Raw genomic sequence first — 19,955 nt, 5'->3', positions numbered from 1 at the left:
TTAACCCGCTAAAAGTAAAAAAGTGTTTTTTAGGAAAGCTTCCTAAAGTTCTTTTCGGAAGAAAAAGAAGGAACAATGAAGAGCCGCTGGGTTTTCAGCGGCTCATAAATCGTTTATTGATCTATAAAAACATATCCTTCATACTCTGAGTATCCTTCCAAGAACAAGTCTCTTCCGTATGCTTCGTAGTCGAAGTATCGTTCAAGGCTTTCAGGAGCTCCAGAAAGAAGTCCTGTGTCTTCTATATATTGGTAAGCAAAATCTGTTTTGGGATCATTCCCTTTTCCGAAATATCCTTGATAAGATTCTTGAAAGCCTTCCAGTGTTTCGGAAAGATCATTTCCATTGTATGGCCAGTTGACAATCTGTGTACAGTAGATCTGAAAAGCATCAGCACTATCGTCATCCATTTCAGAAATGGCTTCAAAATATTTGAATGCGTTTTCATGAAGACTTGACTCACTGATCAGCATATCCGGGATATTCTCCCAATCTTGAAACATTAATTCTGGTCGGCAGCCGTTGCTGAAGAATTCGTTTCTATGGTACTCATAACAGTCCCTTAGAAATTCTTCTGTATCGGTGTAGTCTGAAAGGTCGAACCATTTACCATACAGGGATCCATTGTTGTACATTCCATAAGTACCAACATAGATTTTTGGAGTGTTTTCTGAAAGTTTCATAATCGAAAGGCTTTAAGTGGTTAAGCCCGGCTTGGTGCTCAGGGCAATCGCTGCCTTCAACTCAAAGAAAAAATGACGGGGCCTCTGCCCCCTGGCTGCAAGTTCAGCCTGCGGTTTAAGGAGCGGTGACTACCGCGGTAAATAGAAGGATGGACTTGAAGCCGTCATTTTTTACTTTGTAACTTTCGTTTGCACTGACTGCTAAACGTGCGGCTGGGTTGTTTTAAATAAGCTATATGGTATCCTAAATATTTTAAAGCCTGCGTGCGTGCTCAAATCTTAAACCAGAATAGCACTAATTTAGGATTTTAGATTCAGAATAGAGCCTGTTATTGAATCGCTGGATTCAAGGAAAGCCAACATCGCGGTAAATCGTCTAGAAGAGAATGTTTCTTAAAAGTAGCAAAATTCACCTTTTCGTCTGGTTCCAGACTGTTATCCGTGTTCAGATTGCGACAACAACCTATCCAATACTAAATATTCACCCTGTCGATTATCGGCAAACAGGCAAGGTTAAGTAATTTTATTTATACAAATTGTTTATAAATTACAATATAATTGACTAGATTTCATTAATGTATTTCTCACATAAAGTAACACGGTGTGACATTTATATTTAATCTGCCGAATCCTGTTTACAGGCATATTAAGCGTGACGTTATTGCCTACAATGATTTTAGCTCAGGGCTAATCGTTTGTTGTTGAGGCCAAAATAAATCCCTTAAAAAAACAAGATAAAGCGATGCTGTGGTATCAGGATCCTTCTAACATCGGTGGGGTAAAGGATTCCATAGAAATTAAAATGGTGAATTTGTTTTTCGTGGTAATATCAAATTGCCAGCCAAAGCAATTCTATACACCAAGCCTAGTTATAATATTCTCGAGTTTTTTATAGAATCAGGAACAATTCAAATCAAAGTCTTGATTCATTAACCAACGCAACTGTGGTTGCTGGCTCTCTTAACAAGGATTTCGACCAGCTGTTAAAAAAGCTTCATCCCCGTCAACCAGAAACGTGATGCAATTTATAGAGATTATTATACAGCTCGAAAGGCATTGCCGGAAAATGCAGATAAAAAAATCGTTCGAAAAAGATTGGGAGCTGAAAAAAGAAATTGTTGGTATAGAACGGAATGAAGTATACAAAGAATTTATTCGTAAAATGCCAGACAGTCCTATAAGCATTGAAGCTATTCAGTCACTCGGCGGATCTGCTCCCAATCCTGCAAAACTCAAAATTTTGTTCGAAAGCTTAACTGAATCCGTTCAAAATAGTCCGTTCGGGAAAGAATATAAAAAAATACTTACTAAGCTTTCTCAGACTAGCGTCGGAGTGTTGGCACCTAATTTTACCAAGTCAGACACCTCCGGGAAGCTTGTAGCATTAACAGACTTTAGAGGAAAATATGTGCTTCTTGATTTTTGGGCAAGCTGGTGTGGACCCTGCCGGGCGGAACATCCAAATCTGGTCACGACCTTCAAAGAATTTAATAACAGAAATTTTACAATAATTGGTGTTTCGCTAGATCAGCAAAAAAGTAAAGGAGCTTGGTTAAATGCCATAGTGAAAGATGGCTTAACGTGGACACAACTTTCGGATCTAAAGGGCTGGGCGAACGAAGCATCATCGCTATATAATGTCCAGGCTATCCCCAAAAATTATCTGATTGGACCAGATGGAGTTATCTTAGCAAAAGATCTAAAACCGGATGCTTTAAAATCAAAATTAGATCAAATTCTCACCAAATAGCTTTGTGTAAGTAAAGGAATGACCCATTTATGATCACACCTCAATTGAGCTTTTGCTATAAATCCACAGAATTCAATAGAATTTGTATTCACGGTTTTTTACAAATTGAATTTGTCGGAGAATAATAAATTAAATCAATACCGTCAATACTAAAAATAAGAATTCTAAGTTGAACGTAGAGAATATATCTGTTTTCTGAGTAAATGTTTGGATAATAAGTAATTCCTGGGGGACATTATTTTTAATATACCAGTATACCTATAAACAATAAGTAATATTTATTATTGACTTTTCTTTAAAAGCGATATGCTAAGGTTAGCGAAAATACCCTATTCTTAATATAGAGCTCGTCGTCGTTAAAATTGTCGATATTGTCAAGACTAAACTGATACCGCCCGGTAAGTCCAATTTGATTCCCACCACCTAACTGAAAAAAATATTCTGTCCCAATTACTGCTGAAATATCACTCTTGCCCAGTTTATCTGTTCCCACGAAATTGTCGGAAGCAGTTTTTAGCTTTTTGCTGAACAGAAATCCGTATTGAGGGCCGGCATATAGGGCAAGACCCGTTTGAGGTATTTTAAATTTGACCAACATCGGAATGCTTACATATTGTAGCGTAAACTTTTTATAGTCTTGCAACGGAATTATTGCTGTCTTATCTCTACCGCCGCCTAAATTTTGATAATTTATTTCCGGCTGGATGAACCACATTTTAGTTATTGGCAACGTCAAACCAATGCCGCCGGTAAAACCTAATTTGAGATCGGAGTTGGCAGATACGCCAGTATTGCCCCCTTTGAGATGCGATAATCCACACCAGCATGCACCTTAAAATCAATTTTATTTTGTCCTGATACAAAAGGTGCGTTAAGCAGTAGTGATATAAGCAATATAATTTTTTTCATGGTTTCCGGTTAAGCAAAAAAGGATATAAGATAAAATGTTGTTAGAATTTGTAACGCTATTGAGCAAGCAGATGATGGAATATCTCATTTTCATCAAGATATTGAATGATTATAACAGAGTTAATTTTCCTGGACTTATTTTTTGATCAAACCGGCGATAATATAGACGGTAATTTGGGATGACCTTTAATGACAAGATTAGTATGTTACCTATTCCTGAGTATATCTTCAATCTTCGTCTTAATTGCCATTATAGCGCTCATAGGCAATTTTGCTAATGTAACTGCTAGGAGGAAAAGTTAAAAATCCAGGCGATTTATCATAATGAATATTCGTCAAATACGAATAGTTTTTCGACGAAGCGACGAACGATCAATTCGGACAGGAAACGGATTTCCTTATCTCCGCGGATTCGGCCATAGGCTGATGCGGTAGATTTCGCAGCAAGATTTTTTTGTTACTGATTGTTTATTATAATTTACATTCTTTTACAATAAGTAATGGAATGATCCATTCATAATACCTGGAAGTAGTAACGTTATGCAAAATATTATTAGCTGCTATATTATTGATGATGAACGCGATTCCCGCGAAGTAATAAAAAAATTCGTGGAGATGATTCCATTTCTTACTGTATGCGGTGAATCCGGTAACCCGGTTGAAGCCTTATTTGAGATTCAGAAGCTTCATCCTGATTTATTATTTCTCGATGTTCAAATGCCTAAAATCGGAGGATTTGAATTCATCCGAAGTCTTAGCGGAACTAAGCCCCAAATTATCATGGTGACCGCATTTGCTCAGTTTGCGTTAGAAGGATTTGAGCATCAGGTGTTGGACTATTTATTAAAACCAGTTTCCTTTGAAAGATTTTTAAAGGCCATTGGCCGACTTGAAAGACATGTAGATACGGAAAAGGAAGTGATCAGAGCACAGACTACAAAAAACGATCTCATCTCTAATTTAGCTGAAATAGAACTGGATAATTTAACTGCCCGGAAACCTGCACAGGAATTTATTCTGGTCAAACAAGGGACAAAACTGGTCCGGGTGGAAATAAATGAAATCATCTACATCGAGTCCATGAAGGATTACATGAAAATTTACTTAAAACAAAGGATGGTTGTGGCGCACGGAACTTTAACGAAAATGGCGGAGTTGCTTCCTTCGGACAGATTTTTACGGATTAGCCGGTCCTATATCATTAAAGAAAGTGCGATCATGGAAATCGATGGAAATGAAATTACCATTGAAAACGGGAAAAAAATTGATATTGGTATTACATACCGTGAAGTCGTTCAGGTTTTCATGAATACACATAAGAAATAACAGGAGTTATGGTAAAATTTCTACCGGAACTTAAATCAGACCGCCTGGGAGGTTTGCTACTGACCGCCGTATTATGGATTTTACCCTGGTTGTTTTTGAAGTATTTTTTTATTTCCAAACTCCTTCAGGATACAGAATACGTTTCCAACCACGCCTGTCTGGTCGTATATGGACAGACGATGGTTGTTTATTACATTCTTGGAGGTTATGTATTCCCGCAATACCTGTACCGGAAAAAATTTTTACCGGTTATACTTATTTTGTTTGTCCTGCTAAATGCAGCCCATATTATAAATTATCTTGAGCTTTGCTATTTAAAGCAGTTTTCTAATGGTAATTCGCTCAACCCTTCTTATATTCAGAAATTATGGGTCAGATACTTTGAGCCAAACGGGCTGCTAGGTGTGTTCAAAGATTTCAATATCTGGCATTTTACCTATGCATGGTCTTTTTTTGTGGTCAGCATCATGCTTTTGTTTAAATTAATAAAAGACATATTGATCTCTTTAAGACGTGAGCTAAGACTGGAACGCGATAAACTGCAGCTGGAAAATGAAAAATTGCAACTGGAAAAGCATAACCTTACCCTGGAAAGTAAAGCTATGGCGTTGCAGCGGGACAATTTATCGTTGGAACTAAACTTTTTAAAATCTCAGATTAACCCGCATTTTCTTTTTAATATCCTTAATAGTATATACCTGCGCACGCTGGATACCAACCAGGAGGCGACCACGTTGGTTTTGAAATTATCTGAATTGATGCGCTACAGTCTATACAATACGAACGAAGATATAGTCTTTTTGCGCGATGAGCTGCGGTATATAACCAACTATCTGGATCTGGAACGATTTCGTCACTCGGATCAGGTGGAAATTTCCTACCATCTACAGGGATCGCCGGAAGATTTACAAATTCCTCCATTACTGCTTATTTCATTTGTAGAAAATGCCTTTAAGCACGGGATACAGGACACCATAGCAAATTGTTACGTGCGTATATTTGTGGACGTGGATGCACAAGGTTTGTATTTCACGGTAGAAAACAGTCTTTCTGCGCAGGATGACCGGGCCTTTGAAGAACTTGATAAGTCTCAGGGCGGCATTGGTCTTCAAAATATGAAGAAAAGATTGCAACTATTTTATCCCGGTAAGCATCAGATTGAAATGAAAGAATCCGAGGATAGTTATCATAGTTCTTTATATATAAACTTTTAAGTCCGGATAAAATAAAAGCTTTATCTATTCATCTATCATTTCATTAAACTCGTCGAAAATGTTGTACTCTTTATCGAAACGTGAAAAATCATGTGGTTTTAGCTTATATCTTTATTTCAGGTAGAGGAATTTTTCTATGCCTGATTTAACAAACTAAAAACTCTCAACGTCATGAATCAAAAAAAAATTATGATCGCTTCAACGAATAATAAGCAGCCAGTGTTAAAAAAGGGGAAAATAATTAATTTCAATATCAACGCGCAATCTGGTACCACGGAAACAACCACAATTATATTCACAAGTCTTACTTGTATATTCTAGCTAGCTAATGTATCGTTGTATTCATATTGGGCGGCTGGATTCTAACGAAAGCCTTACACTTAATTTAGTTCGACGAACAAATTGTTTAGATTTGGTTTGGCATGGTACGTTTTCGAAACAAGCCTTGGCTATACTTCAATCAAAATGTTACGATCTCATTTTTATTAGTTTACCACCTCCTAAGATGCGTTTGTCTGAAAAATTTATAATTGAATTACGAGGCAGCAACTTTCTTATTTTAACATCCTTTTACCCCTATTATCTGTATAAGAAATATCACCTTAATCCTGTATATTATCTTTTAGAGCCCTATTCCATAAAAGAATTTCAATTGGCATTGGAGTTATACATTTTCAGGAAGAACGAATAAAATTTTTTTAAAGAGAAAATTCATTACCTGCCAACCTAAAAGCAATGTTTAAACATTTAAGTTTCTTTTTGTTGCGACGCCCATTGCGACCAATACATTTATTATATCAATTTCATCAGCAGGTATCAGAGCGTTCTTTCGCATTATGCCTAAGAGATTTTTATAAGAACGATGCATTAGCTCAGGAGGCCATATACTTTGCATCCCCTGACTTGTATGATCGCTTTGTACTTTGGTTAGCAGGTAAGGATATAACAGAATGTGACCAGTTGCAATCAACTTTATATAAATATTTGGTTAGGCTATGTACCCGTTGTACTCCATTCGGGCTTTTCGCTGGCTGTACGACGGGAGAAATAACTATCAGCAGCAATTTTCTGGCAAATCGAAAAATATCTCAACATACACGATTTACCATTGATACGCTTACATCCATCAGGGATTGGATAATTGCCCAACCTAACTTCCGAAAGCAATTAAAATTAAATCGTAATACTACACTATACGCGGTTGGAGATAGCTATAGGTATATAGAAATCGAAAGAAAGGGTTCGAACTGGGAATATTTTTTAACTTATTTTGAGAAGGATGAATTTATTGATTTAGTGATAAAAAGTATACAGCCAGAGGGGGCAACTATTGAAGAATTGGTGCGTATATTAGTAAGCGTTGGCGTTTCTGCGCAGTATGCACATAGTTTTGTTGAAAACCTGATAGAAAGTGAAATTTTGGTTTTCGATTTAGAACCATCGGTAATTGGAGATGATGCGCTGAAGTTATTAATCCAAAGACTTAAAAGTTTTAAAAACTCAAATGAGCTTGTAGTTATGCTGACCAAATTTTACAGTCAATTCTCGGAATCTGCTGATAGAGCTAATAAATTCGAGAATATGCGTCGTCAGTTAAACGAAATAGGCATTTTAAGCATGCGTGGTAGTTTGACACGAACAGATATGTTTTTTGCAGATCAGGTAAATAAAATTGATAGCAACATTATAGATGGGCTACAAAAGCAACTTTCTCTGTTGTCATTCTTAACGGAATTTCAAGAAAGCAAACAGTTGACTTTGTTTAAAAAGACGTTCAAAGAACGTTACAATAATGAGGAAGTCGCTTTATCTGTGGCACTAGATCCTGATTTTGGTATTGGATATGGTTCCAATCTAAACCACCCCAGCAGTCATGCACCAATAATAAATGACATTTTCGAGGTCTATAATAAAGTAAGTGAATTGAATTCTGATGATAGCTGGTGGCAGAAGTATTTATTTGAAAAGATAAATAATGCCATTTACGAAGGTTGTGACCAGATAGAAATAAACGATGAAGATATACTTGCTCTTTCCAAAATACAACCGCAAAATTTATCACCATCTAATCGAAAATATACTGGATATGGTGTTTGCTGTATGGGTAACCTTTTAGCAGACTCTGTTGAAGAACTTGAAAAAGGAAACTACCTTTTTAATTTGACCTCATTTGGAGGTGTTTCCGCAATTTCAGTCATGAGCAGGTTTTCAGAAGGAGATATTAATTTGAAGGAGCATTTAAAAGATTTTATAAAGGAAGAAGTGAGATTTAGCCCCGATGTGATATTTGCTGAGTTGGTTTACTGTCCAAGCTCTAACTTGGGAAACATTCTTACAAGGTCTAGTCTTTACTACTATGAAATGCCATATTTAGGCCGATCTTCACTGCCACAAGAACAACAGATAAGCATAGATGACCTTTTTATTTCAATAAATAATAATGAGATTATTCTGAAATCAAAAAAACTTAATTCAAGAATTATCCCTAAATCTACTAATGCTCATAATTACCATTCAGGGTTACCTTTATACCGATTTTTATGCGACTTACAGCAAGTATACTCATCAGGTAATATTCATTGGGACTGGGGAAGACACCGGGATAAACCTTTTCTTCCAAGGGTAAAATATAAAAATATTATCTTGAGCCGGGCAAGTTGGTTACTTGATCCAATAAATTTCAAAGGTTTAAGTTTAGCAGATGCAGTAATTCAGCTACGGTTAAGGGACATTCCAGTTCAATTCATATTAGCTTCTGGAGATAATGAATTACTAATTGATACAGGGTTTGAACCAGCATTACAAATACTCTTAAAAGAAATAAGTAAAGGTAAACCTATTAGGGTTTTTGAAGTTTTGCAATCTGCTGAAAATTGTCTTATAAGAGATGAACAACAGGGATATACAAACGAAATTGTTATTCCTTTTATCAACAAGCATGCTATACCTATACCCGGGCTAAAATCGTCATGTTCAATTTTACCGCAAGGTAATTTTCTATTAGGAAGCGAATGGTTGTATTTGAAAATTTATACTGGCGAAGAATCAGCTGATAGAATCCTGATAAAGACGTTGGCTCCTGTGATTGAAGAACTATTAAAAAATAAAACCATTGACAAGTTTTTCTTTGTAAGATTCAAGGACCCAAGCCACCATTTACGGATTAGGTTCCACGGAACACCTGATTCTTTTTTTTATTTAGATGTTTTTAGGATTATACAAGTTGCGTTAAGCAGCCATGTCAAAAGTGGAGAAGTTAATAATATTCAGGTTGATAGTTACAACAGAGAATTGGATCGTTACGGTATAAACCGCATTGAGATTTGCGAATCTATATTTTACTGGGACAGTGTAAAAACTTTGGAATTTCTTTGCTCTTCAGACAGCAGGCAACAAGAAGCTAACCGGTTGAGCTTTGCATTGAGAAGAATTAATTTGATACTGGAATATTCAGGAATTTCCAGCGAGGAAAAGTTATTTTTTTTGAATCATCTTAAAGAAGAATTTTTCAAAGAATTCAAAGGGGACACTCAATTGCGTAAACGGCTTGGATCCAAATATCGTGAACTTAAGGAGATTGTTAGTCAGGAATTAAATATGGAATTCATCTACTATAAAGACCCTTTTCTACCCATTTTATCTGATGTTTTTTTGAGGATTAATGATAGAAATACACTCTTTTCATTTATAAGTAGTATTGTTCACATGACTGTAAATCGCATCTTTTCGTCAAGACAAAGGGTATATGAATTGGTTTTATATCATATCCTATATAAGCAGTTCCAAACCTTTCAAAAGCATGGACAAAGTTTGAAGATTTAATTGAAAGAAAGGTAATTCAATTAACACAGTCTTCTAAAAAAAGTTGAGGTCGTAGATATCGATTGCCTTCTAGAATTATCCTAATAAATTATACTCACTTTTGAATTTTACTACAATGTTAAAAAATCTATTTAGGTGCCATTCAAGCCATTTAGTTGCTGGTTTTCTGGCGTTATCTTTCTGCCCGTTAAAGGCCCAGGAGATTGAGTTAGGTTCCATTAAAAAGGGAAGCAACAAGATCAGGTATATTGCAGTTGGAGGTTCAATATCGTCGGGCGTCCAGAATGGTGGTATAAACCAGGAAGGCCAACTCGCAGCATTTCCGAATTTATTAGCAAGATCAATGGGTATTAGTAGTTTTAGTCAGCCCTTATTCGAAGGTGATTATAAAAAAGGCTCTGGGCAAGTACACGCTTATGTAAAAAACGGCTTGCTCGAAATTTCAGAAGCAACGGACAATGCCTTTATTAAATCGGAAAGCTTACCTAAAATAACTAAGGAGATTGACAATATATCAATTCCTTACCTTAAAGTTCGTGAGATAACTGTAAATGAAAATGAACCAGGAACATTCTTGCCTAATTTTGATAAAACGTCTTATCAGCATTTGAACCGCTATTCCGATGCAAATACGGAAGGTAAATCTTCCTATGCTAAAACTTTGAAGTCAAAAATCAACCAACTAGATTTTTTCACTTGGGAGCTTGGAGCCGATGACTTCGTCGAGTATTATACTGGGGGCGGGTATGGTAAACATATAAGTTATCTAACAAATGATAGAGAGGGAATCTTTCCGGAAAATGAATTGATTCAAATGTTAGTCGAAAGAGGAGGAAAAGGAGCGATTGCTAATGTTCCAGATATATTGTCGCTGCCATACTTTAATTTTTATTCATATAAAAACATAGTCAAGAAGGTAGGTGCTGAAATATATGTACAACGTTATCAAAAAAATGATGTTCGAATGTTAGATCCCCGTGACCGGCTTCTGCCAACAGATAACGTAACAGCACTGTTTACAAGTGTTAGTGAAATCGGACGAGTTCCGGAAAATCCACTTTTTGATGAAGAGGTAATAGGGTATGAGGAAATCGAACAAGTAAATACCTATAACCAATGGGTTGATGGCTTTGCTAAGCAAAATGGACTAGCGCTGGTTGATCTTAATAGCCTATATCAAAAAATTTTAAAAGGTGACTATGTTACTGAAGATGGAGTTAAAATCGATCCCAGTTATCCAACAGGTAACTTTTTTTCCGCCGACGGAATTCATCCAAGCGCAGTAGGTCAAGGCGTAATTGCCAATGAATTTATACGGACTATCAATTTGTACTATGGCTCCAAAATCGCTCTGATAAATATCTCAACTATTAAATAAAAACAACAAATGAAAAATATTTTTACAATACTTTTGCTCCTTGCAAGTAATCTTGTGACGGGGGCCAACATAACACTTACCTGGCCACGTAATTATTCTGTTTTCCAACGGAATACAACATCGACAGGTGGTTCTGCCAATGTTACATTTGCAGGTCAACTTTGGAATAAAAATTCTGCTAGTTACCGTATTGAGAAATTGACTGCTACTGGGGCTAGTAATGGTGACTGGCAATCTTCGACCTCATTTCCATTTCTTTCGGGTATTGGGTCGTCAGAGGCTGCTACTTTTAATTTTGTTCGAAATGTTCCTACCGGCTGGTACCGACTATACATTAGCGATGGCACAAATACTATTAACATAAAGTTTGGAGTCGGAGAGGTCTTTATCATTGCTGGGCAATCAAATGCTCAAGGTGCCGCTGCTGCAACTAACGTTGGTACAATTTCAAACTTAGACTGTGTGGTTTCTAATAAGAACTACATTGGTAGTAGCTTGACGAGCTATCAAACGTTAGAAACACCTGTGTTTGGAGTCTTAAACAGTGGCAATATGACGATTGGACCTCGAGGTGACAGACCCTGGTTTTATCAATCACTCGGAAATCAAATTGCACAAAGGGAAACTGGACAGGTGATACCAGTATGCTTTTTCAATGTGGGTCACGGAGGAAGTAGCATTGATAACTGGTATGATTCGATGCAGCGTACTAAAACAATGTTCAGTAGCAATTATGCAAATACAATGGTTCCCGGAACAACATCCACACACCAAAACCCTTTTGGGGCTCCACCTTCCGACAATCGCTTTCCTTACATAGATTTAAAAAATGTTGTAAGCGCATATGGGAATATGTTTGGGGTAAGAAGTATTATTTGGCATCAAGGTGAATCAGAGACTAAAACGCTATTAAATATTTATAAAACAGGAATCTATAATAATGCTGCAACAGCTCCAACAGGATATAGTCTGAACAACTATGATACTAAACTAAATGCAATTATCGCAGACACACGTTCCGTTTTACCTGGCTTGCCTTGGGCCATATCGAAAGTATCACTATTGGCAGCAGATAAAAATGCTGGCGGAACAGATTATGATATTGTCAACAATTCCGGAAATAATTTGACAACTCCCTCTGGCAATACATCCGTTGGTAATACCGTAACGCAAGAGCAGGCTAATGTTTTATCTACAACCAGTGTATCATACGCATCTGCAAACTCAGATAGCTATACAAATGCAACAGGAAAAAGAAGTGATGGGACTCATTTTAATAGTTTGGGGTTAGCAAATATGTCTGACGACGTTTACTTACAAATTTCCGGTATTCTTTCCAAAACTCCAGTTTTATCTGCAACTCCCGCTGGAATGGGTTTTAGTCAAAATACGACCGAGTCATATACGCTTGTCACTGGCAATTATTCCAAATACATCTGGGCGCGGGATGCTAGTGCTGACATGTCCTTAAACCAAGGTCAAAGTGATATGGGGAATCCTTGGACTTCAGGGATTAGCGTTGATTTTACCTATAAAGGCTGGGCAAAAGATTTTAGCGGTAGAATTACCAAAATAGTGCCTTATTTTAATGTACATGGCATTTCTGGAGCTCGTATCGCGGCTGAATCGGCGGAAGCAATCGCTTATCCTAATCCCATTCTTGATGCAAAAAATCTTAATATATCTTTTAGTTTAACCAAAGCCTCACCTTTAAAACTACAAATTGTGACAGAACAAGGATATGTGTTGGAACAGATTATTAAACCAAATCTTGAAGCTGGTAAACACAATTACGCTTTTTCCCTTGAAAAATTAAGAGCGAACAAAAATTTCTCCTTTGTAATTTACAAGCTGAAAACTTTGGAACATAGCGAAAATAAAAAAATAATGTTAGTCAAGTAATTCCTTTCTTAGGTGACCTTGAATGCTTACATCCAAGTTCACCTAAGAATATATTGTTTTTTTTGGTAATTTTTATACACATTTCAGGCAGGGTAGAGTTTAATAATTATAGCGATGAATAATGTTTTGTTGAAAATTACCTTTATAGTTTTATTTCTTTTTAGCTTTTCATGCAAGAAAGATTCGCCTGAACCAACACCTATTGTTGAAGTCATACCACCTAAAGAGATTATTCTGACTGATACATCCATGGTGTCCATTGCAAAGGGCTTTGAAGCTTTGCTAATTCAAAGGAATATCATAATCGATCAAACCAATGACGGACTGGTACGATATGGGGATATCAAAAATATTGATACTATAAAAATTGAGACTACCGACTTTAGTCATTATAATTTTACCAGTCTTAAAGGTATTGAGTACTTCCCAAATCTCATTTATCTGGGCATGAATGGCAGCTATGTTGATTCTGTTGACTTAAGCAAAAACCCCAAACTGCATTATGTGAACTGCAGCGGAGCAACTGTTGGAGGAGCGGGAGTCAATATGACAGTCAAGTATCTTGACGTAACGAATTGTCCAGACCTGCAATACCTTTATTGCTTTAATAACTTGCTTGAAAGTCTGGATGTAAGCAAGAATACAAAGTTGAAATTACTAAATGTAAGTCTAAACAGGCTTTCCAACATTGATATTTCCCAAAACACTTCGTTAGAATATTTTAACTGTAATTACAATAAACAAATTGTCAATCTCGATTTTAGCAAAAATTTATTGCTAAAATATGTCTTCTGCGCAGACAATATACTCTCAGCTTTAGATGTAAAAATGCTTCCTGATTTAATTGAACTGGATTGTTCAGAAAACTTGAATGAAAATTATAAAACATTTGAAACCCTGGATATCAGCCAAAATTCTAAACTTACCTACCTTGCAATAGCTGCGTCCAGACTTTCAAAAATTGATTTGCACAACAACCCTTTGATCTATGAGCTGGATTGTACAGGGGCAAAAAATCTCAAGACGATTGATTTAAGTAATCTTAAAGATTTAAGAAATCTTTACATCTCCCGTTCAGGTTTGTCTGGCATAGACCTATCTGCAAACCTAAAACTGGAGATTTTCAATATGTCAGGAACAGTGTTTAAAAATATAGATTTGTCGGCGAATACTAATCTTAAAAGATTTTTCTGTTATCAGCATGAATATCTTACAGAATTAAATCTTAGTCCATGTAAGAATTTAGAGTTTTGTTATACATTCCAATGTCCAAACCTTAAGACAGTTTGTGTTGACAAAATACCTGATGTCAATGATTTAAATTGGAAAATTGACGACTTTTTGCAGTATAAGATTTGTCAGTAGTTGGTAATGGAAATAATTCTTTTTTGAATTTATTAAATGGTTATTCAGATAGCATAATCTAAAGTAGGTTTTAACAATTTATAGCAATGAATAATGCTTTCTTGAAAATTACATTTATAGTTTTATATCTTTTTAGCTTTTCATGCAAGAAAGATTCGCCTGAACCAACACCTATTGTTGAAGTCATACCACCAAAGGAGATTATTCTGACTGATTCTTCGATGGTGTCCATTGCGAAGGGTTTTGAAGCTTTGCTGATTCAAAGGAATATCATAATCGATCAAACCAATGACGGGTTGATACGATATGGCGATATAAAAGACATTGATACTATAAAAATTGAAACAGGTGATCTGAACCATTATGAATTTACCAGTCTTAAAGGTATCGAATATTTTACCAGTTTATTATATCTAGGAATTCATGGCAGCTATGTGGATTCTGTCGATGTCAGTAAAAATGTCAAACTGAGATATCTGGATTGCAGTGGAGTAAGTGCTGGGGGGGCTGGGGTAAATAGAACAGTAAAGTATCTTAACGTAACTGCTTGCAAAGATCTTCAATACCTATATTGCTTCAATAATTTACTTACTACCTTAGACGTTAGCAACAATCCCAAACTAATACGGCTTGATTCGAGATTTAATCAATTATCAATAATTGACATTTCTCAAAACAATCAAATAGAATATTTGAATTGTAGCTTCAATAAAAAAATAGTTAATTTAGATTTAAGTAAAAATGTAAAATTACAATATCTCTTCTGCGCGGACAATATACTTGCTGGATTGGACCTAAGCATGCTTCCTGATTTAATTGAATTGGATTGTTCAGAAAACTTGAATGAAAATTATAAAACGTTTGAAACCCTGGATATCAGCAAAAATCCGAAACTTAAATACTTGTCCATAGCTGCAACAAGGCTTTCAAGTATTGATATGAAGAACAATATTTTAATCGATGAACTGGATTGCTCACAAGCTTTGAATCTTAGAACAATTGATTTAAGCAATCTTAATAATTTATACTATTTAGATATTCAACGTTCAGGTCTGACAGACATAGACCTGAGAGCAAATTCAAAGCTAGAAATTTTCAATATGTCGGCAACAAATCTTGTAGATGTAGATTTAACAGGCAATGTTAAGCTGAAAAGGTTCATTTGTTATCTACATAATTACGTCACAGAATTAGATCTTCGTCCCTGCAAAAGTTTAGAGTTAAGTTATACATTCCAATGTCCCAACCTTAAGACAGTTTGTGTTGACAAAATACCTGATGTCAATGATTTTAATTGGAAAACTGACGACTTTTCACAGTATAAAATTTGTCAGTAGTTGGTAATGGAAATAATTCTTTTTTGAATTTATTAAATGGTTATTCAGATAGCCTAATGACAATTAAACAAATAAATTTCGTCATTCGTGGCGGGTACTTACCACGAAGTGCAAAAAACGTGGCGAAAAATCTAGTAATCATTTTACAATTGGCACGAATGTCCGCTTAACTCTTTTCAACATGTTGGTTTTTCCGCGGCAGTGGTAAAAACGTGAAAACCTATGGATCTTCATCTGCCTTTACATGTATACTTTTTAGTATTGTTGCTGGCTGATGTACTCCTGGGAGTACACGCAATTTGCTGTAAAATATGGATCAAATCGTTGATATACAGGCGCAATATATTTTAATCATTAATAATAGACTTCAATTAGCAACCTTTTAGTATTTTCCGTACTTTATATGTCAATGAAAAAACGTATACTTCTTGCAATGATCACAGTAGTACTTGTTCAGGCATGTACTGCAACGAAGGAGGCTATGATCAACCCAGTGGACCAAGTACCCGTATCAGTTGTAGAATCAATTAAAGCGAAATATCCCGGTGCTAGTGATATCAAATATTCGGTTCTGGAAACTGACAAGGTCTACCAGGCAAACTTTAGGCTTGATGGAAATGAACTGGCGGTGGTTACAAATACAAACCAGATTTTGAATACAACAAAATATCTCGGCCGTACCTTCAGTGATTCGCTGAGAAATAAAATGAGCGGACTTGGCATAGAAAGCGGAGCCCTTTCCAATTACCGGGTTCTCGAGGTGCCTGGTCAATCCGTTAGGCATGTAGCTGATTATTCTTTGAGAGGGTCCAATTATTCACTTACCATTGATGCTACGGGTATGATTGATATGGCATCCCGTCAAGTATCATTTGAGACCAGGTCGGTGGCCGACCTGCCGGAAAAAATTCAAGCATTCATCTCAGCGCGCAGCAAGGCAAATTATGAGTACATATCGAAACTCCCTTTGCTGCAGCAAGAACTAAAAGATTACCTGAAAGATAAGCAGGAGTTCGTATTTACCAGTTCAACAGCTTATCTACTACCAGACAATTCGAAGCAGTATCAGGTTTATGTTAAATTCTATGGCATCACCGATTTGCCGCTCATCTTTGATGAAAATAGCAATTTGATCTGGATCGGCAGCTTTAACCGGCTTGAAAGCTTAACGAATTTCGATGACCTTACCGGTGGTTTGAGCAATGTTTCACAGCAGGATTTAAATTATTTTGCAGATCAGTTCAAGGCGTCGTCAGAGTTGAAAGACTACCAGCTCGACGTGCGCCCGTCCAGTTCGCAGGCCGCGCTTAATGTTTACGAAAATCATACTGGATACCAATTTCATATATCCAAACCTTCCGTAAATAGTACTGAGTCATGGGTCCTAAGATATGATAGTAAAAGAAAATTGATCGACAGCTACTACTCAGGACAGCAAAGGTAGTCGCAAGAGCAGACTGGACAGAATATATATATATATCAGAAAAACGACCTGATTACACTTTAACCGCACACCCCAGCGTATGCTCAGATACCGCGTTGCTGCTTTGCTTTGCCTTTGCGCCCAGCTTTGTATGGCTCAGCTTACATTTACCTACGATAATGCGGGTAATCGAATCAAAAGACAGGCTGCTACCACGGTGCCGCCGTCGGGATGTTATACCATGAAGCTGGCAGGGAATGGCAAATTTCTTACAAATGTAAACGGGGTGCTTAAAGTTAAAGCCGCCGACAATACCGATTTTCAGAAATGGAAACTTGAGCCATCCGGATCGTATGTGAAGGTCGTTGCCGCTACCAACAATCAGATTTTGGGAGTATCCGGTGCTGGTAATACCGAAGGGGATATAATCACATTGCAGACAAACGCTACCCAGGATCATCTTCTTTGGACCAGAACGGAAATCTCTGGTAGTAGTCCGGCTGCGAGTGTTTTTATCCGAAAAGGATCATCTCTGATGTTTGGGAGCACCTTGGATTGGGGTGCAGGGGACCCCAGTGATCTGGTTACGGATGTCAGACTTGCAAATGACCCTTCTTATACATTTGGTAACAACAAATGGATATTGGAAAACACGGGCTGTCCAGCAAATCCCAATGCGCCAACCATATCGGTTAGCTCCAATAATTATAATCCGGTGAGTGGAACCAGTATAAACCTGGCTTCAAGCTGTAGCGGAGATTGTAGTGGTATCACTTACACATGGAAACTTGGCGCAACAACAATTGGTACCACATCAAATTTGACTGTTACAACACCTACTGCTCCGGGCAGCTACACGTATTCGCTAACCGCGACAAAATCAGGGTTTACGTATACTGCGAGCGTTACAGTGAATGTATCGGCGCCATGTTATAAGTTTAAACTGGCCGGTAATGGCAAATACCTGACCGATGTGAATGGAATCCTGAAGGCAAAAGCATCGGATAATACCAATTCGCAGAAATGGAAAATGGAGACATCCGGCTCGTATTTTAAAGTTGCTGCAGCAGACGGCAGGATACTTGGCGTCGAAGGCGGTGGGAACATAGAAGGGAATCTGATCACCCTTCAGACAAACGGAAGCGCAGATCATCAGCTATGGACAAAAACTGTTGTGGCGGGCAGTAATCCGTCCGCAAATGTTTTCATTAGGAAAGGATCCTCGCTCCTGTTTGGCAGTACACTTAACTGGGGCGACGGCGATCAGAGTGATCTTGTCACGGATATAAGGCTTGCCAATGATCCTAGCCATACATTTGGTAACAATAAATGGATATTGGAGGATGCCACTTGTCCTACGCCGGGGGGCCGTATAGGAGTTTTTGAAAATGATCAATTTACATACTTCAATAAACCCGATATTGAAACAAGTCTGGTTGTTTCTCCCAATCCGAATTCGGGAGAGTTTGAAGTTTCCTTTTATGTGGAAAAAAACAAAAATGGAATTCTCACAGTAATCAATTCAGAAGGAAAGCGCATCTACCAGAAAACTTATCTTGGAGTGGGTCAGCATAAAGAACGGATAAATCTGATTACTGTCAACTCAGGCATTTTTATCATCCAGCTCGCCACGGAAAGCGGAATCAAAACAAAAAAGATATCTCTTGTTCGGTAGGTATTTTCGGTAAAGCACCGGCATTGAAATATTTATATTGTAATCATTAAAGACTAATTATGGTCAACATATCAACTGGCAAAAGCCGATTAAAAGCAGCCGCTTTGCTGGTGCTCTCAACCTGTTCTGTTAGCCTGGCTCAGGATAGGGTTTTCAGAGTTTTCAACACGCAAACCGTGCTGGCAGCTACCCAAAAACAGCATCCGGAATACGCCAAAAAACTGGAGTCATTCGAAAATGCTGTTGCTGAGTTAACGTCCAGCGGAGAAGCCAATCAGGTCTGTAGGGTACCGGTCCTGTTTCACCTGCTGGGTGCCGATGCCGCAAAACTTCCCGATGAATCCCAGGTACGCTTCCAGCTGGAAGTGCTCAACAAATACTTTGGCAGCTATGAGCCGGATCAGACAAAGGGTAATGAAGCTATTGAAAAATTCTCAGCATTTGGCGCAAGCCCGGATATACAATTTTATATCCCTGAGGCTTTTGCCGGGGTGAAAGGAATTAACATCGTAAAGACAAACAAAAATATTTTTGATATCACCAACCAGATGCAAGATCCAAAATCAGGCGGTTTTGCAGCTGTAGACGCCAATCGGATTGTCAATATCTGGGTAGGGAACCTTGATGGTTACAATGCAGGATACGCACAGCTTCCCGGTGCTCCCAGAGAACTGGACGGAATTGTCATTGACCCCGATTTTTTCGGAAACGAAAAAGGTACGGCCAAAGCCCCGTATACACAAGGCAAAACGTTGGTACACCTGATGGGCAGTTATCTGGGACTCTACGAGCTTTGGAACCAGGAAAATCCTTGTGCAGACGACCATGTTATGGACACGCCTCCTCACGGCGGCCCAACCCAGGAGGTGGACATCAAGGACAATTTAAGGGTCATTACCACTTGCCATGGGTATATTCTAGCCATGTTCATGAACTTTATGGACAATACCGATGATCAGTACATGAGCATGTTTACCAAAGGGCAAAAAGACCGGATGCGCGCTACGCTTGCAGAAGGCGCCCCCAGAAATGGCCTGGTAACAAAATAGTACATCTGATAGCACCCTTTTCATCCACACTGAGATCATCGCGGTATGAACAAAATCATTACCTCCCTTTTTATTGCCCTGTTTGCCTTTCAGGTCACATTATATGCACAGCCAGTTAACAA

General features: G+C 37.6%; 12 protein-coding genes and 2 pseudogenes. 12 read left to right on the top strand and 2 right to left on the bottom strand.

Going from position 1 to position 19,955, the window contains the following annotated elements; all coding sequences use genetic code 11:
- Positions 1 to 113 precede the first annotated feature (113 nt).
- Positions 114 to 683 carry an antirestriction protein ArdA gene (locus tag L0657_RS23540; protein ID WP_235153226.1) on the bottom strand — a complete coding sequence of 190 codons (570 nt, stop codon included), beginning with the start codon at positions 681 to 683 and terminating at the stop codon, positions 114 to 116.
- Between the two features lie 813 nt (positions 684 to 1,496).
- On the opposite strand from L0657_RS23540, the pseudogene L0657_RS28210 reads away from it, so the two are divergent.
- Both L0657_RS28210 and L0657_RS23535 read left to right on the top strand, forming a co-directional pair.
- Positions 1,497 to 1,616 (top strand): annotated as a pseudogene (locus L0657_RS28210) (hypothetical protein); the annotation flags it as partial.
- A gap of 133 nt (positions 1,617 to 1,749) precedes the next feature.
- Positions 1,750 to 2,433, top strand: coding sequence for a peroxiredoxin (locus tag L0657_RS23535; protein ID WP_235153225.1), 684 nt, complete (start codon positions 1,750 to 1,752; stop codon positions 2,431 to 2,433).
- Between the two features lie 295 nt (positions 2,434 to 2,728).
- On the opposite strand, the pseudogene L0657_RS23530 reads toward L0657_RS23535, so the two are convergent.
- Positions 2,729 to 3,214, bottom strand: a pseudogene (locus tag L0657_RS23530) (porin family protein); the annotation flags it as partial.
- 668 nt (positions 3,215 to 3,882) lie between these two features.
- Here L0657_RS23530 and L0657_RS23525 point away from each other — a divergent pair.
- The 10 genes from L0657_RS23525 (at position 3,883) to L0657_RS23480 (ending at position 19,833) form a co-directional block, all read left to right on the top strand.
- The gene (locus L0657_RS23525) at positions 3,883 to 4,668 is read left to right on the top strand and encodes a LytTR family DNA-binding domain-containing protein (RefSeq protein WP_235153224.1); all 786 of its coding nucleotides are present in this window, start codon (positions 3,883 to 3,885) and stop codon (positions 4,666 to 4,668) included.
- 8 nt (positions 4,669 to 4,676) lie between these two features.
- Entirely contained in the window at positions 4,677 to 5,882 is a 1,206-nt protein-coding gene (locus L0657_RS23520; protein ID WP_235153223.1) for a sensor histidine kinase, read from the top strand.
- A gap of 735 nt (positions 5,883 to 6,617) precedes the next feature.
- Complete coding sequence (locus L0657_RS23515; RefSeq protein WP_235153222.1) at positions 6,618 to 9,704, top strand: lantibiotic dehydratase; 3,087 nt, start codon at positions 6,618 to 6,620, stop codon at positions 9,702 to 9,704.
- Between the two features lie 115 nt (positions 9,705 to 9,819).
- Positions 9,820 to 11,082, top strand: a complete 1,263-nt coding sequence (locus tag L0657_RS23510; protein ID WP_235153221.1) for a hypothetical protein — start codon at positions 9,820 to 9,822, stop codon at positions 11,080 to 11,082.
- 9 nt (positions 11,083 to 11,091) lie between these two features.
- Positions 11,092 to 12,984: a sialate O-acetylesterase gene (locus L0657_RS23505; RefSeq protein WP_235153220.1), complete on the top strand. Its 1,893-nt coding sequence runs from the start codon at positions 11,092 to 11,094 to the stop codon at positions 12,982 to 12,984.
- 114 nt (positions 12,985 to 13,098) lie between these two features.
- The gene (locus L0657_RS23500) at positions 13,099 to 14,349 is read left to right on the top strand and encodes a hypothetical protein (RefSeq protein WP_235153219.1); all 1,251 of its coding nucleotides are present in this window, start codon (positions 13,099 to 13,101) and stop codon (positions 14,347 to 14,349) included.
- Positions 14,350 to 14,435: 86 nt separating this feature from the next.
- The gene (locus L0657_RS23495; protein WP_235153218.1) at positions 14,436 to 15,686 is read left to right on the top strand and encodes a hypothetical protein; all 1,251 of its coding nucleotides are present in this window, start codon (positions 14,436 to 14,438) and stop codon (positions 15,684 to 15,686) included.
- 409 nt (positions 15,687 to 16,095) lie between these two features.
- On the top strand, positions 16,096 to 17,130 hold the full coding sequence (locus L0657_RS23490; RefSeq protein WP_235153217.1) for a hypothetical protein: 1,035 nt from the start codon (positions 16,096 to 16,098) through the stop codon (positions 17,128 to 17,130).
- 79 nt (positions 17,131 to 17,209) lie between these two features.
- Positions 17,210 to 18,784 carry a T9SS type A sorting domain-containing protein gene (locus L0657_RS23485; protein WP_235153216.1) on the top strand — a complete coding sequence of 525 codons (1,575 nt, stop codon included), beginning with the start codon at positions 17,210 to 17,212 and terminating at the stop codon, positions 18,782 to 18,784.
- Between the two features lie 59 nt (positions 18,785 to 18,843).
- Positions 18,844 to 19,833, top strand: coding sequence for a M43 family zinc metalloprotease (locus L0657_RS23480; RefSeq protein WP_235153215.1), 990 nt, complete (start codon positions 18,844 to 18,846; stop codon positions 19,831 to 19,833).
- Positions 19,834 to 19,955 lie beyond the last annotated feature (122 nt).

It is taken from the genome of Dyadobacter sp. CY345 (assembly GCF_021502725.1).
Classification (GTDB): Bacteria; Bacteroidota; Bacteroidia; order Cytophagales; family Spirosomataceae; genus Dyadobacter.
This window is presented reverse-complemented; position numbering and strand designations above follow the sequence as displayed.

What these genes read in the sequence shown, in the direction of transcription:
- L0657_RS23505 (WP_235153220.1), top strand. Translation starts at nt 11,092, where the DNA reads ATGAAAAATATTTTTACAATACTTTTGCTCCTTGCAAGTAATCTTGTG.
- L0657_RS23500 (WP_235153219.1), top strand. Translation starts at nt 13,099, where the DNA reads ATGAATAATGTTTTGTTGAAAATTACCTTTATAGTTTTATTTCTTTTT.
- L0657_RS23525 (WP_235153224.1), top strand. Translation starts at nt 3,883, where the DNA reads ATGCAAAATATTATTAGCTGCTATATTATTGATGATGAACGCGATTCC.
- L0657_RS23515 (WP_235153222.1), top strand. Translation starts at nt 6,618, where the DNA reads ATGTTTAAACATTTAAGTTTCTTTTTGTTGCGACGCCCATTGCGACCA.
- L0657_RS23520 (WP_235153223.1), top strand. Translation starts at nt 4,677, where the DNA reads ATGGTAAAATTTCTACCGGAACTTAAATCAGACCGCCTGGGAGGTTTG.
- L0657_RS23495 (WP_235153218.1), top strand. Translation starts at nt 14,436, where the DNA reads ATGAATAATGCTTTCTTGAAAATTACATTTATAGTTTTATATCTTTTT.
- L0657_RS23535 (WP_235153225.1), top strand. Translation starts at nt 1,750, where the DNA reads ATGCAGATAAAAAAATCGTTCGAAAAAGATTGGGAGCTGAAAAAAGAA.
- L0657_RS23485 (WP_235153216.1), top strand. Translation starts at nt 17,210, where the DNA reads ATGCTCAGATACCGCGTTGCTGCTTTGCTTTGCCTTTGCGCCCAGCTT.
- L0657_RS23480 (WP_235153215.1), top strand. Translation starts at nt 18,844, where the DNA reads ATGGTCAACATATCAACTGGCAAAAGCCGATTAAAAGCAGCCGCTTTG.
- L0657_RS23490 (WP_235153217.1), top strand. Translation starts at nt 16,096, where the DNA reads ATGAAAAAACGTATACTTCTTGCAATGATCACAGTAGTACTTGTTCAG.
- L0657_RS23540 (WP_235153226.1), bottom strand. Translation starts at nt 683, where the DNA reads ATGAAACTTTCAGAAAACACTCCAAAAATCTATGTTGGTACTTATGGA.
- L0657_RS23510 (WP_235153221.1), top strand. Translation starts at nt 9,820, where the DNA reads ATGTTAAAAAATCTATTTAGGTGCCATTCAAGCCATTTAGTTGCTGGT.